Below are 14,468 nucleotides of genomic sequence, written 5' to 3'. Positions count from 1 at the left end.
GTGGCTACCTAAGCAAGCACTTGCTTGGTACGCTAGCACAGTGACCGACGCCGCTGGAATCAATCTCCGACTCGCCGGACGGGTCGTACTCGTCACCGGCGGGGTGCGGGGCGTCGGCGCAGGCATCAGCGCCGTCTTCGCCGATCAGGGTGCCACCGTCGTGACGTGTGCCCGCCGTCCGGTCGAGGGGAATCCCTACGACTTCCACGCCTGCGACATCCGCGACGACGCGTCGGTGAAGGCCCTCGTCGACGCGATCGTCACCACGCACGGCCGCCTCGACGTCGTCGTGAACAACGCGGGCGGATCGCCCTACGCGCTGGCCGCCGACGCGTCGGCACGGTTCAGCACCAAGATCGTCGAACTGAACCTGCTGGGGACGCTGTCGGTGTCGACCCACGCCAATGCCGTGATGCAGCAGCAGGATTCCGGCGGGTCCATCGTCAACATCACCAGTGTGAGCGGACGGCGTCCCACGCCGGGCACCGTCGCCTACGGCGCGGCAAAGGCCGGCGTGGAGAACATGACCACGACGCTGGCCGTGGAGTGGGCGCCCAAGGTGCGGGTCAACTCGGTGGTGGTCGGCATGGTCGAGACCGAGCAGTCCGAACTCTTTTACGGCGACGCCGACTCGATCGCGGCCATCTCCCGCAACGTCCCACTCGGACGGCTCGCCAAGCCGTCCGACATCGGCTGGGCCACGGCGTTTCTCGCCTCGGACGCGGCCTCCTACATCAGTGGTGCATCGCTCGAGGTGCACGGCGGCGGCGAGCCGCCGCACTACCTGTCGACGACCACCGCCGACATCAAGTAAGGGAGACACGGAAACATGGGATTGCTCGACGGACGCGTGGTCATCGTGACGGGCGCAGGCGGCGGCATCGGCCGGGCGCACGCGCTGGCGTTCGCCGCGGAGGGTGCACGCGTGGTGGTCAACGACATCGGGGTCGGCCTCGACGGCTCCCCGGCGGGCGGCGGCAGCGCCGCGCAGACGGTCGTCGACGAGATCACCTCCGCCGGTGGGGAAGCCGTGACCAGCGGCGCCAACGTCGCCGACTGGGCGCAGGCCGAGGGCCTCATCCAGACGGCGGTCGACTCCTTCGGCGGGCTCGACGTGCTGGTGAACAACGCGGGCATCGTCCGCGACCGGATGTTCGCCAACACCAGCGAGGAGGAGTTCGACGCCGTCACCGCCGTGCACCTGAAGGGGCACTTCGCGACCATGCGGCACGCCGCGGCCTACTGGCGCGCACGGTCGAAGGCGGGGGACACCCCGGACGCCCGCATCATCAACACCAGCTCCGGCGCGGGCCTGCAGGGCAGTGTGGGACAGGCGAACTACAGCGCCGCCAAGGCAGGTATCGCCGCCCTCACGTTGGTGGCCTCGGCGGAGATGGGCCGCTACGGCGTCACCGTCAACGCGATCGCCCCGTCGGCCCGCACCCGGATGACGGAGACGGTGTTCGCCGACATGATGTCCACGCAGGACAGCGCGTTCGACGCGATGGCGCCCGAGAACGTCTCGCCGCTGGTGGTGTGGCTCGGCAGCGTGGAGTCTCGCGACGTCACGGGCCGCGTGTTCGAGGTCGAGGGCGGCATCGTCCGGGTCGCCGAGGGCTGGGCCCGTGGCGCGGAGGCCGACAAGGGTGCGCGCTGGGATGCCGCGGAACTCGGCCCCGTCGTCACCGACCTGCTGGACAGGTCCCGGACGCCGCTGCCGGTCTTCGGCGCCTGATCACTCGGGGCTGTCGGTGCAGGTGGCCAGGAACGTCTTGCCGTCCTGCCGTGCGACCTCTTCGGGGTCGAGCCACCCCACGCCCTGGAACCAGTAGGTGTCGTCGGGGTGTGCGGCCGAGTTCTCGATGACCTCGGCGAGGTCGGTGGTGTCGCCCCATCCGCCCTTCGTGATGCCATCGACGTTGATCCGCACGTTTTCCGCACGGCGCCAGTCGAATCCCGGGGGCAGCGGTTGGGTCACCGTCAGTCCGCGGACGGGCTCGCCGAGAGCGAAGTGGTCGACGTCGACCCCGATGCGGTTCGGCGCGGTCATCATCAGCTCGGCACGCGTGTCCTGCTTGTTGGGGTCGAAGGTCAGTCCGAGTCCGATGACGTCATGGCACGTCGATCCGGTCCAGATGTGCAGATTGCCATCCAGCACCCGGGCGCCGAACGCGGACTCGAGCGACGGCCGGCCCAGCGGGTCGCATGCAACGAGTGCGGCAACGGCTGCCAGCGCGACGAGCACACGTCGAATCATTCGTAACCTCCGTCGGACAGGCCTGCGTCCTTCTCCAATGGGTGATCGGTGAAGATCTCGATGAGTTTGCCGCTGGCGTAGGCATCGATGAAGCCCAGGTAGCCGTACCTCTGCCATTGCTGCGAGTGTCTCTCCTCGTGGTGCAGGATGCGGTCGAGGTCCAGCTGATTGAGCCCCTCGCGCCCCTCGCCGCCCTCCCTCGGGTACCACATGTTCCCGGAATGGACCATGTCGCGAAGCGTCTGAGCGGGGTCGGCGGGGTCGTCGATGTTGACCATGAAGATGTCCCCCCACGTGCTGCCGCCGCCCTCGCTGAAGAAGTCCTGCAGCTGACTTCCGCCCATTCCCATCAGCATCCCGTTCGGAGTGGTCGTCAGCCGGCCGCCGTTGTCGTGGACGAAGTCGACGTCCTGGTCGTAGCTCCAGGCGTTGGCCTCCTGGCGGTCGATGATCCGCTGCACCTCGTCGGCGGAGTATGGCGTGGGCTCGAAGTCATGCGCGGTGCCGTCGCCGTAGTCGGTTCCGGCGTTGAGCACGTAGGTCATCAGCGCCGCCTTGCGCACGTCGGCGCCGGACGTACCGGGAGGAACGAGGAAGTAGGACTTGCCGTCCGAGTCGGTGACCTTCTCCATGCCGTTGAGCACGTCGAAGCTGTCGGGCGTGATGTCGTGACGTCGTGCGATGTCGACGATGACGTCCGGTGGTACGCCTTGCCGTTCGGCATTCTCGAGCCACTCGCGGTAGTAGCCGTCCGGAGGAGGGCCGGTGAGGAGGCCGGCGTCCCGCAGGGCCTTCTCGTAGTCGCTATCGGTATCGGGCTTCTTGTCGTCGCCCGCCGACTGCCCCGGCTCACCCCCGCCCCCGAGCTTCTGCTCGCCGAGCCTCCGGTACTGCTCGCCGAGGCTTCGGACGCCGGCACCGATGGAGTTCAGGTCACCGTTGGTGCGGGTCACGATCTCGACTACCTCGCCCAGGCCCTTGCTTACGATGGGCAGCAGCATGCGCTCGCCGGCCGCGGTCTTCGGAACTGCCGCAGCGGCGTCGAACACCCACTTCCTGACGGTGTCGAGTTCGTTGCGGCCGTTGGCTATCAGGCGGGCCGACTGATCGATGTGCGTCTTGAGCTGGTCGTCCAGGCGCGCTAGCTCCCCGAGCACGCGCCCATGGTTGGTGTTGACGGCCTCGTACGCGGAAGCTGCGGAACCCGCCCACCGGGAGCCGGGTGCCGCGGTCTCGACGTCAGCCTGGAGGGCACGCAGCTGGCCACTGGCACTGAATCCGTCACCGGTCCTAGGGGTGCCCTGACCGAAGGTCGACCGCGCACTCGACCACGTCGACGCGAATGCATCGAGTACGCCCATGCGTGTCTCCCAGCCCGCTGTCCAGATCGGCTCCGTCGATCATTCCACGGACCGGCACCGCCCGGGCTCACCTCTTTGGTGCCTAAGTCGGTTCGCACACCACCAGGGGGATGACGCGGTCCGCGGCCTCCCGGTAGCCGCGATACGGCGGATACATCCGGGTGAGCCGGGGCCAGTACCGGGTGCGCTCGTCATCGGTGGCGTCGCGCGCGGTCATGTCGCGCCGCCGTGAGCCGTACTGCACGCGCACGTGCGGATCCGATTCGATGTTGAGGTACCAGGCCGGGTCCTGATCGCGACCGCCGAACGATGCGGGCAGGATGACCCGGTCGCCGTCGATCAAACAGAGCGTCGCGGTGACCCGCGATCGTCCCGACTTCCGTCCCGTGGTCTCGACGAGCGCCGACGGCAGCCACAGCAACCGGGATCCGACCAGACCACCGGTGTGCTCGTAGGCCCAGACATGGCCGCGCGCAAAGTACTTCATCGCCTGCTTGACCAAGCCGGAGTTCCGGATCGGATTCCGAGTGTGCGTCATGGTCCGGTGATAACCGCCGGGCGCGCGAGGCAAACCGCTAGTCACCGGTCCGGCGACTGCCGCCGTGCCAGTCCTCGACCGTGCCGACCGCGTCCGGATCAACGCCGAAGCTCGCCAACTGAGGCCGCTCCCGCAGCGAGCGCTTGAGCTCGGTGAAGCCGGGAAACGCCGCGAGCCCGACGACGTGATCCCACAGGGCACCCGCGTCGTCGGCGCTGGGCAGCCTGCTGATCACCGGCCCGAAGAACGCCGTCCCGTTGGGCGGCTGAAAGTGCAGGATCGGCGTGCCGACGTCGCGTCCGGTCAGCGTCAGCGCCTCATCCGTCTCGGCGCGGATCTCATCGTCCAGCGTCGTGTCGTCGAGGGAGTCCGCCACGTCGATGGGCAATCCGATCGACGACAGCAGTGGTTCGAGCACGTGCCGCACGCCCTGGTCGGACGCCGACAGCGGATCGATGGTCCGCGACGTGTCGAAGATGCGTGTACCCATCGCCTCGTACAAGGGTCCGACGGCGTCGCGGCCGTGCTCGGCGCGCACCCGGGCCGCCACCCGGAGCAGTCGAAGCCCGGCGGTGTGTCCAGCTTCGTACTCCGGCGGAAAGTGTGCGTCATAGTCGATGTGCGCGTTGATGATTCGCAGAGAAATGAATCGCCAGTCGACCGCATAGTCGCGCTGTGCGGCCACCATCCGCACCCACTTGCTCGTCAACCACGCGAACGGGCAGACGGGATCGAAGTAGAAGTGCAATTGCTCACCGGACGACACGGGGACGAGCCTAGTCACGGTCGCCAACTAGGCTGTGGAGAACACCCGGCGACCCCCGAAGGATCGAATGTTCATCGTCATCCTCGGCGCGGTCCTCGGCGTGATGCACGTCTACGTCTGGAAGCGGCTGATCAAGGACACCACGATGTCCGGCCCGACCAGATGGTTGCTCACCGCCGGCCTGATCGTCCTCGGACTGCTGCTCGTCGGCACGCTGATCCTGCCGCGCGCCACCGACGCCACCCTGCCGGTCTGGCTCGAGTGGGCGGGCTGGCTGTGGTTCGCCCTGGTCGCCTATCTGTTCCTGACGCTGCTGGTACTCGAGCCCGTGCGTCTGGTGCTGCGCCGCTGGATCAGACGACCCCGGCACGACGCCGATCCGGACGTGACGACGGCCGACGCGCCGGACCCCGCGCCCGGCGTGAACCGACGGGTCTTCATCGCGAGGTCGGCGGCGGTCGCGGCGGGGACCGCCTCGGTCGGGCTCGTCGGGTTCGGCGCCGCGACCGCGCTCGGTCCACCCGACGTGCTCGACGTGCCGGTGCGGTTGCGTCGTCTCGACCCGGCGTTCGCCGGGTTTCGGATCGCGGTGGTGTCCGACGTCCACCTCGGTCCGCTGGCCGGCCGCCGCCACACCGAGCGGATCGTCCGGATGATCAACGAGTCCGAGCCCGACCTGGTGGCGATCGTCGGCGATCTCGTCGACGGCACCGTCGCCCAACTGGGACCCGCGGCGGAACCCCTGCGGGACCTCAGTTCACGCGAGGGGACGTTCTTCGTCACCGGCAACCACGAGTACTTCGTCGACGACACCGAGTCGTGGCTCCAAGAACTCGAACGGTTGGGCGTGCAACCGCTACGCAACGCGAACACCGCGATCCGGCGCGGCGGCGCGGCATTCGACCTCGTCGGCGTCAACGACGTCGTCGGCGCCTCCCGCGGGGACGGGCCGGACTTCGAACGCGCCCTCGCCGGAACCGATCCCACGCGGGCCAGGGTGCTGCTGGCCCACCAACCGGTGCAGGTCACCCGAGCCGCCGAGAACGGCGTCGACCTCCAGCTGTCCGGGCACACGCACGGCGGCCAGATGTGGCCCTTCCACTACGCGGTGCGGGCCGTGCAGCCGTCACTGGCGGGCCTGTCCACCGTCGACGACACGCAGCTGTACGTGTCTCGGGGAGTGGGTTTCTGGGGTCCGCCGGTCCGCATCGGTGCGCCGCCGGACATCAGCATCCTGTCGCTGGAGGGGTCCTAGGCCGGATCGCAGATGACGATCGGGATCTTGCGGTCGGTGTAGCTGCGATAGTTCGCGAAGTCGGCGTACATGGCGTCGAGCTTGGGCCAGTACTCGTCGCGCTCGGCGTCGGTCGCCTCGCGGGCGACGAGCGACGACGTCCCCGCCTTCGTTTGAAAGGTGATCTGCGGGTTCGCCTTCAGGTTCAGGTACCACATCGGGTTGGTGGCCCGGCCGCCCTGCGAGGCGACGAGCACGATGCGCGGACCCTCCTGCAGGAACAGCAGCGGGCTGTCACGCTGCTCGCCGGACTTGCGACCGGTCGTGGTGAGGATCCCGACCTCGGTGCCCTTGAGGAACTTGTTGCCGAACTTCCCGCCGGTCTTCTTGAACAGGAACGTCTGCGCCTTCGACATCCACTTGATCGCGGTGCCGACCTTGGCCGAGTTGAGGCTCTCGATCTGCTTGGGCTTGAGCGGGCGGGAGGGGTTGGCCATGTCGAAGAACCTATCTCGCGTGCCTGCGTTGGACGAAGGGCCGCAGGTCGGCGCGGATGTGCGCGATCTCGCCGGCCGCGGTGAAGGTGAAGGTCTCGTCGACGTGGGCGCACACCCGCCGGCCCGCGATCGACGGCTTGGTGATGACGTCGAAGCGGGCGCGCACCCGGTCGCCGTCGACGGTGAACTCGGGCGCCGTCGTCGACGCGATGACGCGGTACTGCGGTCCGCGATTGAGGCTGCGGCGCAGATGACTTCCGGAGAACCCCGTCTTGAGGCCCACCTCGACGCGGGTGCAGTCCGCCGCGAACGGGACGGCGTCGGCCCGGTGGTCGGCGAGCGCGCTGATGTAGGCCTGGGCGGCCGCGATGCGGTCGGTGTCGGTCTTCATCGCGACGGGTCGCTAGATCCGCTCGATGATCGTGCCGGTCGACAGGGCCCCACCGGCGCACATGGTGATCAGCGCGGTGGTCTTGTCGGTGCGCTCGAGTTCGTGCAGTGCGGTGGTGATCAGCCGGGAACCGGTGCTGCCCACCGGGTGTCCGAGCGCGATCGCGCCGCCATTGACGTTCACTGTGTCCATGTCGGGCTCGTGCACCCGGGCCCAGGACAGCACCACCGAGGCGAAGGCCTCGTTGATCTCGGTGATGTCGATGTCGCCCATCTTCATGCCGGCCTTCTCGAGCACTTTCGCCGTCGACTGCACGGGGCCGTCGAGGTGGTAGTAGGGCTCGGCGCCGACGAGCGCCTGGCTCACGATGCGGGCACGCGGCACGAGACCCAGCGCGCGCGCCTTGTCCTCGTCCATCCACAGCACGGCCGCGGCGCCGTCGGAGATCTGCGACGACGTTCCCGCGGTGTGGATCCCGCCCTCCATCACCGGCTTCAGCGACGCCAGGCCGTCCAGCGTGGTGTCACGCAGTCCCTGGTCGCGGGTGACGGCGGCGCGGTCGGCGGTCGGGCGCTTGTTCTCGTCGAGGACGGGTGCCTCGATGGGGCTGATCTCGCGGTCGAAGCGTCCCTCGGCCCAGGCCTGCTTGGCCTTCTGCTGGGAGGCCAGCCCGAACGCGTCGATCTCCTCGCGGGTGATGCCACGACGCTTGGCGATCCGCTCGGCGGCGGTGAACTGGTCCGGCAGGTCGATGTCCCACGACTCCGGCCGCAGGATGCCCCGGTCGGGGCCGGCGTTGGCGCCCAGCCCGACGCGGCTCATCGCCTCGATGCCACAGGCGATGCCGACGTCGATGGCGCCGGCGGCGATCAGCCCGGCGATCAGACCGTTGGCCTGCTGGCCGCTGCCGCACTGGCAGTCCACGGTCATCGCGCCGACGTGCTCGGGCAGACCGGCGACCAGCCAGCCCACCCGGGTGATGTTGTTGGACTGCTCGCCGAACTGCGTGACGCAGCCGCCGATGACTTGCTCGACCTCACCGGCATCGATGCCGGCCTTCTCGACGAGTGCCCGCTGCGTGGCGCCCAGAAGCTCGGTGGCATGCAGCCCGGACAGCCAACCATTTCGCTTGCCGATGGGGCTGCGGGTGGCTTCGACGATGACAGGGTTACCCATTCCGTCAGGCTAGAACACGTTTCATAACCCTGACAAGCGGCGATGCCGCCACGTCTTTGATCTGCAGTGAAGGCATGTTTTACTGGCACTAGAACACGTTGCAATTAGGAGCGCACACACATGGCACCCCTCAACATTCCAGCAGACTTCGACTTCCTCGATCCCGACGTCAACCTGGTCGGTCTGCCCGTCGACGAACTCGCGGAACTGCGCAAGTCCGAGCCCATCCACTGGGTCGACATCCCCGGCGGCGCGGGCGGCTTCGAGGACAACGGCTACTGGCTCGTCACGAAGCACGCGGACGTCAAGGAGGTGTCGCGTCGCAGCGACGTCTTCTCCAGCTGGGAGAACGGCGCCATCCCCACCTGGCCCAGGGAGATGACGCGCGAGTCGGTCGAGATGCAGCGCGCCGTCATGCTGAACATGGACGCACCGCACCACACCCGGCTGCGCAAGATCATCTCCCGTGGCTTCACCCCGCGCGCCATCGGCCGCCTCGAGGAGGAGCTGGCGCAGCGCGCCCAGAACATCGCGAAGACCGCCGCCGCCGAGGGCAGTGGCGACTTCGTCGAGCAGGTCAGCTGCGAGCTGCCCCTGCAGGCGATCGCCGGCCTCCTCGGTGTGCCGCAGGACGATCGGGACAAGCTCTTCCGCTGGTCGAACGAGATGACCGGCGGCGAGGATCCCGAGTTCGCCGACGTCGATCCGGCGCAGTCGTCGATGGAACTCATCATGTACGCCATGGCGATGGCCGACGAGCGGGGCAAGAACCCGACCGACGACATCGTCACCACGCTCATCCAGGCCGACGTCGACGGCGAGAAGCTGTCCGACGACGAGTTCGGCTTCTTCGTGATCATGCTGGCCGTGGCGGGCAACGAGACCACCCGCAACTCGATCACCCACGGCATGATCGCGCTGGCGAACAACCCCGACCAGTGGGAGCTGTACAAGAAGGAGCGGCCCACCACGACGGCCGACGAGATCATCCGCTGGGCCACGCCGGTGTCGGCGTTCCAGCGCACCGCGAACACCGACACCGAGCTGGCCGGCGTGCACGTCAAGAAGGGGCAGCGGCTGGTGATGTCCTACCGGTCGGCCAACTTCGACGAGGACGTCTTCGAGAATCCGTTCACCTTCGACATCACGCGCGACCCGAACCCGCACGTCGGCTTCGGCGGCACCGGCGCGCACTTCTGCATCGGGGCGAACCTGGCCCGCATGACGATCAACCTGATCTTCAACGCGGTCGCCGACAACATGCCGGATCTGGTGTCCGTGGGCGAGCCCGAGCGGCTACGGTCGGGATGGCTCAACGGCATCAAGCACTGGCAGGTCGACTACACCGGCAAGAGCGCCGTCAGCGCCTAGCCGACGTTCGAACCCGTTACCGCGCAACGAGTCAAGGAGGATTCGGGTGGACTTCAGTCTTGGTGAGGGTCAGCAGGCGGTCGCCGACGTGGTGACGTCTGCGCTGGCACGTGACAACACGTGGGAGGCGCTCGTCGACGGCGGCGTCATCTCCTTCGGCGTGCCCGAGCGCCTCGGCGGGGACGGCCTCGGTCTGCCGGAGATCACCACCGCGCTGACCGAGATCGGCAGGCACGGCACGGTGAGTCCGGCGCTCGCGACGCTGGGCCTGGGTCTCATCCCGCTGCTCGACCTCGCCGACGACGCGCAGCAGGACCGCTTCCTGGCCGGCGTCGCCAAGGGCGGCGTCCTCTCGGCCGCGCTGAACGAGCCCGGCATCTCGCTGCCCGAGCACCCGACCACGTCGTTCTCGGGCGGCACCCTCTCGGGGACCAAGGTGGGCGTTCCCCATGCCGAGCAGGCGGATTGGCTCGTGGTCACGACCGACGGCGCCGTCGTGGTGGTGTCGCCGAAGGCCGACGGCGTCACGCTGACCAAGACGCCGACGGCCACCGGCGCCGACGAGTTCGTGGTCACCTTCGCCGACGTCTCGATCCCGGACTCCGACGTGCTGGCGGGGACGGAGACGGTGCACCGCGTGAATCAGCTGGTGCTCGCGGCCACCGGTGCCTTCGCAGCGGGTCTGGTAGCCGGCGCTCTGCGACTCACCGCCGACTACGTCGCCACCCGCGAGCAGTTCGGACGCCCGCTGTCGACGTTCCAGACCGTCGCGGCGCAACTGGCCGAGGTCTACATCGCCTCGCGCACAATCGCATTGGCCGCCACGTCGGTGATCTGGCGGCTGGCCGAGGGACGGGACGCGGACGCCGATCTCGCGGTCCTCGGCTACTGGTTGACGTCGCAGGCGCCGCCGAACATGCAGACGTGTCATCACCTGCACGGCGGTATGGGCATGGACATCACCTATCCCATGAATCGCTACTACTCATCCGTCAAGGACCTCGCCCGCCTCCTGGGTGGTCCCTCGCATCGTCTCGACCTGGTGGGAGCCTGATGTTCATCGAACTGACACCCGAGCAGCGGCAGCTGCAGGCGGAGATGCGGCAGTACTTCTCCAACCTGATCTCACCCGAAGAGGCCGCCGAGATGGAGGTCGACCGGCACGGCAAGGCCTACCGGGCGATCATCAAGCGGATGGGCTCGGACGGCAAGCTCGGCGTGGGCTGGCCGAAGGAGTTCGGCGGCCTGGGGTTCGGACCGATCGAGCAGCAGATCTTCGTCAACGAGGCCGCCCGGGCGGACGTGCCGCTGCCCGCGGTGACGCTGCAGACCGTCGGCCCGACGCTGCAGGTGTACGGCACCGAACTGCAGAAGAAGAAGTTCCTGCCGGGCATCCTGGCCGGTGAGATCCACTTCGCGATCGGCTACTCCGAGCCCGAGGCAGGCACCGACCTGGCGTCGCTGCGCACGTCCGCGGTGCGGCAGGGCGACGAGTACATCGTCAACGGCCAGAAGATCTGGACGACCGGCGGCCACGACGCCGACTACCTGTGGTTGGCAGTGCGCACCGATCCGGAAGCCGTGAAGCACAAGGGCATCTCGATCCTCATCGTCGACACGACCGATCCCGGATACTCCTGGACGCCGATCATCCTGTCCGACGGTGCGCACCACACCAACGCCACCTACTTCAACGACGTCCGCGTCCCCGTCGACATGCTGGTCGGCGGGGAGAACGCGGGCTGGCGCCTGATCACCACCCAGCTCAACCACGAGCGCGTCATGCTCGGACCCGCGGGCAAGGTCGCCAGCGTCTACGACCGCGTGCACACCTGGGCCTCCAAGCCCGGTGGCGACGGCGTCACGCCGATCGACCGCGACGACGTCAAGCGGCTGCTCGGTGAGATCAAGGCGATCTGGCGGATCAACGAACTGCTCAACTGGCAGGTCGCCGCCGGCGGCGAGGAGATCAACGTCGCCGACGCCGCGGCCACCAAGGTGTTCGGCACCGAGCGCATCCAGCGCGTGGGCCGGCTCGCCGAGGAGATCGTCGGCAAGTACGGCAACCCCGCTGAGCCCGACACCGGCGAGCTGCTGGAGTGGCTCGACTCGCAGACCAAGCGGAACCTGGTCATCACCTTCGGCGGCGGGGTCAACGAGGTGATGCGGGAGATGATCGCCGCCTCGGGGTTGAAGGTGCCGAGGGTCCCCAGGTGACGGCCGTCGAGGACATCCAGGCCGCGGCCGAGAAGGTCAAGGCAGAGGGCAAGAGCACTCCGCGCACCGGCCGACATCCGGTCAACCAGCCGATGATCGATCACTGGACCGATGCGCTGGGTGACAAGAACCCGATCTACTCGGACGAAGCGGCCGCCAAGGCTGCGGGTCATCCGGGGACCGTCGCGCCGCCGGCCATGATCCAGGTGTGGACCATGATGGGCCTCGGCGGCGTCCGGCCGGACGACGACCCGCTGGGCAAGATCCTCGAATTGTTCGACGCGGCAGGCTACATCGGCGTGGTCGCGACCAACTGCGAGCAGACCTACCACCGCTACCTGCGCCCGGGCGAAGAGGTGAGCGTCGCCGCCGAGCTGACCGACGTCGTCGGCCCCAAGCGGACCGCTCTCGGCGAGGCGTTCTTCATCACCCAGCGCATCACGTGGACGGTCGGCGACGAACTCGTCGCCGAGATGATGTGGCGCATCATGAAGTTCATCCCGGCCGACCAGGCTGCGGATCCCGAGCAGGCGGCCGGAAGCGTCCCGGACGATCTGGACGCGGACGCGGCGATGCGGCCGGCGTCGTCCAAGGACACGAAGTTCTTCTGGGACGGCATCGATGCGCACGAACTGCGGATTCAGAAGCGCCCGGACGGGACGCTGCAGCACCCGCCCGTGCCCGCGCTGTGGCTCGATCGCGAGGAGACCACCGACTACGTGGTGGCGTCGGGCGCAGGGACGGTCTTCAGCTTCGTCGTGCACCACGCGCCGAAGGTGCCCGGTCGAACCTTGCCGTTCGTCATCGCGCTCGTCGAACTCTCCGAGGGCGTGCGGATGCTCGGAGAGCTGCGCAACGTCGACCCGGCCACCGTCGAGATCGGCATGCCCGTGCGCGCCATGTACATCGACTTCCCGGCCAACGACGTCGGCCCGGCCTGGACCAACTACGCGTGGGAGCCCGCCAAGTGAGTGCCTCATCGGACGTCGCCGCCGGGGCTGCCCCGGAAACCGTCGAGGTGGGCACCAAGCTGCCCGAGCTGAAGCTCTACGGCGACCCGACGTTCATCGTCTCTACCGCCATCGCGACCCGCGACTACCAGGACGTGCACCACGACCGGGACAAGGCGCACGCCAAGGGCAGCAAGGACATCTTCGTCAACATCCTCACCGATACCGGTCTGGTGCAACGCTTCATCACCGACTGGGCGGGACCCGCGGCGCGGATCAAGACCATCGGACTGCGTCTCGGGGTGCCCTGGTACGCGTACGACACGGTCACGTTCAGCGGTGAGGTCACCGCCGTCGACGGTGACCTCGTGACGCTGAAGATCACCGGCAGCAACAGCCTCGGCGATCACGTCATCGCCACCGCGACGCTCGTGGTGGGTGCCTGATGCCGGGCCCGCTGTCCGGCAAGGCCGCGATCGCCGGGATCGGTGCCACGGACTTCTCGAAGAACTCCGGGCGCAGTGAGTTGAGGCTTGCCGCCGAGGCCGTCAACGACGCCCTGGACGATGCAGGTCTGACGCCCGCCGACGTCGACGGCATGGTCACGTTCACCATGGACTCCAACACCGAGGTCGCGGTGGCGCGTGCCACCGGTATCGGCGACCTGAAGTTCTTCTCGAAGATTCACCACGGCGGTGGCGCGGCGTGTGCCACCGTGCAGCAGGCGGCCATCGCGGTGGCGACCGGTGTCGCGGACTGCGTCGTCGCCTACCGCGCGTTCAACGAGCGATCCGGCATGCGCTTCGGCCAGGTGCAGATGCGCCTGGTGGAGAACGCCGACTCCACCGGCGTCGACAACTCGTTCTCCTACCCGCACGGATTGTCCACGCCAGCAGCGCAGGTCGCGATGATCGCCAAGCGCTACATGCACCTGTCGGGCGCGACCAGCCGTGACTTCGGCGCGGTGTCGGTGGCCGACCGCAAGCACGCCGCCAACAACCCCAAGGCCTACTTCTACGAGAAGCCGATCACCATCGAGGACCACCAGAACTCGCGGTGGATCGCCGAACCCCTCCGCCTCCTGGACTGCTGCCAGGAGACCGACGGTGGCGTCGCGCTGGTGATCGTCTCGGCGGAGCGCGCCAAGGACCTCAGGCACCGGCCCGCGATCATCGAGGCGGCAGCGCAGGGAGCCAGTCCCGACCAGTACTCGATGGTGAGCTACTACCGCCCGGAACTCGGCGGCCTACCCGAGATGGGTCTGGTGGGCAATCAGCTGTGGTCGCAGTCCGGGTTGAAGCCGACCGATGTCCAGACCGCGATCCTGTACGACCACTTCACGCCGTTCACGTTGATTCAGCTGGAGGAGCTGGGATTCTGCGGGTGGGGCGAGGCCAAGGACTTCGTGGCCGACGGTGCGATCGAACTGGGTGGCCGGCTGCCCATCAACACCCACGGCGGCCAGCTCGGTGAGGCCTACATCCACGGCATGAACGGCATCGCGGAAGGGGTGCGCCAGCTGCGCGGCACCTCGGTCAACCCGGTGCCCGACGTCGAGCACGTGCTCGTCACCGCCGGGACGGGCGTGCCCACGTCCGGTCTGATACTGGGCTAGACGCCGGACGCGGAGCCGGATCGACTTTCTTGGATCCCCCGATCCTTGCCGTTTTCGACGATCAGTTATCCGGGCGCACGGGCATCGGGCAAACC

The 14,468-nt window shown here is 68.1% G+C and carries 16 protein-coding genes; 9 read left to right on the top strand and 7 right to left on the bottom strand.

The features are described 5' to 3' along the window. Window positions 1–40 precede the first annotated feature (40 nt). Together AC1MEY_RS19215 and AC1MEY_RS19210 are read left to right on the top strand one after the other, a co-directional pair. The gene (locus AC1MEY_RS19215; RefSeq protein WP_480227018.1) at window positions 41–814 is read left to right on the top strand and encodes an SDR family oxidoreductase; all 774 of its coding nucleotides are present in this window, start codon (window positions 41–43) and stop codon (window positions 812–814) included. Between the two features lie 15 nt (window positions 815–829). Next, the gene (locus AC1MEY_RS19210; RefSeq protein WP_480227017.1) at window positions 830–1,735 is read left to right on the top strand and encodes an SDR family oxidoreductase; all 906 of its coding nucleotides are present in this window, start codon (window positions 830–832) and stop codon (window positions 1,733–1,735) included. Here the strand turns inward: AC1MEY_RS19210 and AC1MEY_RS19205 are convergent, their stop codons facing one another. The 4 genes from AC1MEY_RS19205 to AC1MEY_RS19190 form a co-directional block, all read right to left on the bottom strand. After that, the gene (locus AC1MEY_RS19205; protein ID WP_480227016.1) at window positions 1,736–2,257 is read right to left on the bottom strand and encodes a hypothetical protein; all 522 of its coding nucleotides are present in this window, start codon (window positions 2,255–2,257) and stop codon (window positions 1,736–1,738) included. It abuts the gene before it with no gap. Further along, complete coding sequence (locus AC1MEY_RS19200; RefSeq protein WP_480227015.1) at window positions 2,254–3,618, bottom strand: EspA/EspE family type VII secretion system effector; 1,365 nt, start codon at window positions 3,616–3,618, stop codon at window positions 2,254–2,256. The genes AC1MEY_RS19205 and AC1MEY_RS19200 overlap by 4 nt, the downstream gene beginning before the upstream one ends. A gap of 82 nt (window positions 3,619–3,700) precedes the next feature. Beyond that, window positions 3,701–4,156, bottom strand: a complete 456-nt coding sequence (locus AC1MEY_RS19195) for a nitroreductase family deazaflavin-dependent oxidoreductase (RefSeq protein ID WP_480227014.1) — start codon at window positions 4,154–4,156, stop codon at window positions 3,701–3,703. Between the two features lie 37 nt (window positions 4,157–4,193). Then, window positions 4,194–4,940 carry a DsbA family protein gene (locus AC1MEY_RS19190; protein ID WP_480227013.1) on the bottom strand — a complete coding sequence of 249 codons (747 nt, stop codon included), beginning with the start codon at window positions 4,938–4,940 and terminating at the stop codon, window positions 4,194–4,196. Window positions 4,941–4,989: 49 nt separating this feature from the next. Between AC1MEY_RS19190 and AC1MEY_RS19185 the strand changes: the two genes are divergently transcribed. After that, the gene (locus AC1MEY_RS19185) at window positions 4,990–6,177 is read left to right on the top strand and encodes a metallophosphoesterase (RefSeq protein WP_480227012.1); all 1,188 of its coding nucleotides are present in this window, start codon (window positions 4,990–4,992) and stop codon (window positions 6,175–6,177) included. Here the strand turns inward: AC1MEY_RS19185 and AC1MEY_RS19180 are convergent. The 3 genes from AC1MEY_RS19180 to AC1MEY_RS19170 are packed head-to-tail and all read right to left on the bottom strand — an operon-like array spanning window position 6,174 to window position 8,220. Beyond that, on the bottom strand, window positions 6,174–6,653 hold the full coding sequence (locus tag AC1MEY_RS19180; protein WP_480227011.1) for a nitroreductase family deazaflavin-dependent oxidoreductase: 480 nt from the start codon (window positions 6,651–6,653) through the stop codon (window positions 6,174–6,176). The genes AC1MEY_RS19185 and AC1MEY_RS19180 overlap by 4 nt on opposite strands. 10 nt (window positions 6,654–6,663) lie before the next feature. Further along, the gene (locus tag AC1MEY_RS19175) at window positions 6,664–7,044 is read right to left on the bottom strand and encodes a DUF8021 domain-containing protein (RefSeq protein WP_480227010.1); all 381 of its coding nucleotides are present in this window, start codon (window positions 7,042–7,044) and stop codon (window positions 6,664–6,666) included. A 12-nt stretch (window positions 7,045–7,056) separates the two neighbouring features. Then, window positions 7,057–8,220, bottom strand: a complete 1,164-nt coding sequence (locus tag AC1MEY_RS19170) for a steroid 3-ketoacyl-CoA thiolase (protein ID WP_480227009.1) — start codon at window positions 8,218–8,220, stop codon at window positions 7,057–7,059. Window positions 8,221–8,340: 120 nt separating this feature from the next. On the opposite strand from AC1MEY_RS19170, the gene AC1MEY_RS19165 reads away from it, so the two are divergent. Genes AC1MEY_RS19165 through AC1MEY_RS19140 form a run of 6 tightly spaced genes read left to right on the top strand, consistent with a single transcriptional unit; the run spans window position 8,341 to window position 14,373 of the window. After that, window positions 8,341–9,591 carry a cytochrome P450 gene (locus tag AC1MEY_RS19165; protein WP_480227008.1) on the top strand — a complete coding sequence of 417 codons (1,251 nt, stop codon included), beginning with the start codon at window positions 8,341–8,343 and terminating at the stop codon, window positions 9,589–9,591. A gap of 46 nt (window positions 9,592–9,637) precedes the next feature. Then, window positions 9,638–10,645: an acyl-CoA dehydrogenase family protein gene (locus tag AC1MEY_RS19160; RefSeq protein WP_480227007.1), complete on the top strand. Its 1,008-nt coding sequence runs from the start codon at window positions 9,638–9,640 to the stop codon at window positions 10,643–10,645. Next, on the top strand, window positions 10,645–11,808 hold the full coding sequence (gene fadE29 / locus AC1MEY_RS19155; protein ID WP_480227006.1) for an acyl-CoA dehydrogenase FadE29: 1,164 nt from the start codon (window positions 10,645–10,647) through the stop codon (window positions 11,806–11,808). Before AC1MEY_RS19160 ends, fadE29 begins: the two co-directional genes overlap by 1 nt. Continuing rightward, a complete protein-coding gene (locus tag AC1MEY_RS19150; RefSeq protein WP_480227005.1) occupies window positions 11,805–12,779 on the top strand; it encodes a bifunctional MaoC family dehydratase N-terminal/OB-fold nucleic acid binding domain-containing protein in 975 nt (324 codons plus the stop codon). The genes fadE29 and AC1MEY_RS19150 overlap by 4 nt, the downstream gene beginning before the upstream one ends. A gap of 47 nt (window positions 12,780–12,826) precedes the next feature. Then, a complete protein-coding gene (locus tag AC1MEY_RS19145) occupies window positions 12,827–13,204 on the top strand; it encodes a MaoC family dehydratase (protein WP_480231562.1) in 378 nt (125 codons plus the stop codon). After that, window positions 13,204–14,373: a lipid-transfer protein gene (locus AC1MEY_RS19140; RefSeq protein ID WP_480227004.1), complete on the top strand. Its 1,170-nt coding sequence runs from the start codon at window positions 13,204–13,206 to the stop codon at window positions 14,371–14,373. Before AC1MEY_RS19145 ends, AC1MEY_RS19140 begins: the two co-directional genes overlap by 1 nt. The last annotated feature ends 95 nt before the right edge of the window (window positions 14,374–14,468 follow it).

Source organism: Mycobacterium sp. PTI7 (genome assembly GCF_056679845.1).
Note: the sequence above shows the minus strand (reverse complement) of the source record. Positions and strands in the feature narration are given on the sequence as shown.

Excerpts from the sequence above, each read along its gene's own strand:
- AC1MEY_RS19180 (WP_480227011.1), bottom strand. The coding sequence starts at position 6,653 with ATGGCCAACCCCTCCCGCCCGCTCAAGCCCAAGCAGATCGAGAGCCTC.
- AC1MEY_RS19170 (WP_480227009.1), bottom strand. The coding sequence starts at position 8,220 with ATGGGTAACCCTGTCATCGTCGAAGCCACCCGCAGCCCCATCGGCAAG.
- AC1MEY_RS19200 (WP_480227015.1), bottom strand. The coding sequence starts at position 3,618 with ATGGGCGTACTCGATGCATTCGCGTCGACGTGGTCGAGTGCGCGGTCG.
- AC1MEY_RS19195 (WP_480227014.1), bottom strand. The coding sequence starts at position 4,156 with ATGACGCACACTCGGAATCCGATCCGGAACTCCGGCTTGGTCAAGCAG.
- fadE29 (WP_480227006.1), top strand. The coding sequence starts at position 10,645 with ATGTTCATCGAACTGACACCCGAGCAGCGGCAGCTGCAGGCGGAGATG.
- AC1MEY_RS19185 (WP_480227012.1), top strand. The coding sequence starts at position 4,990 with ATGTTCATCGTCATCCTCGGCGCGGTCCTCGGCGTGATGCACGTCTAC.
- AC1MEY_RS19205 (WP_480227016.1), bottom strand. The coding sequence starts at position 2,257 with ATGATTCGACGTGTGCTCGTCGCGCTGGCAGCCGTTGCCGCACTCGTT.
- AC1MEY_RS19140 (WP_480227004.1), top strand. The coding sequence starts at position 13,204 with ATGCCGGGCCCGCTGTCCGGCAAGGCCGCGATCGCCGGGATCGGTGCC.
- AC1MEY_RS19165 (WP_480227008.1), top strand. The coding sequence starts at position 8,341 with ATGGCACCCCTCAACATTCCAGCAGACTTCGACTTCCTCGATCCCGAC.
- AC1MEY_RS19210 (WP_480227017.1), top strand. The coding sequence starts at position 830 with ATGGGATTGCTCGACGGACGCGTGGTCATCGTGACGGGCGCAGGCGGC.
- AC1MEY_RS19175 (WP_480227010.1), bottom strand. The coding sequence starts at position 7,044 with ATGAAGACCGACACCGACCGCATCGCGGCCGCCCAGGCCTACATCAGC.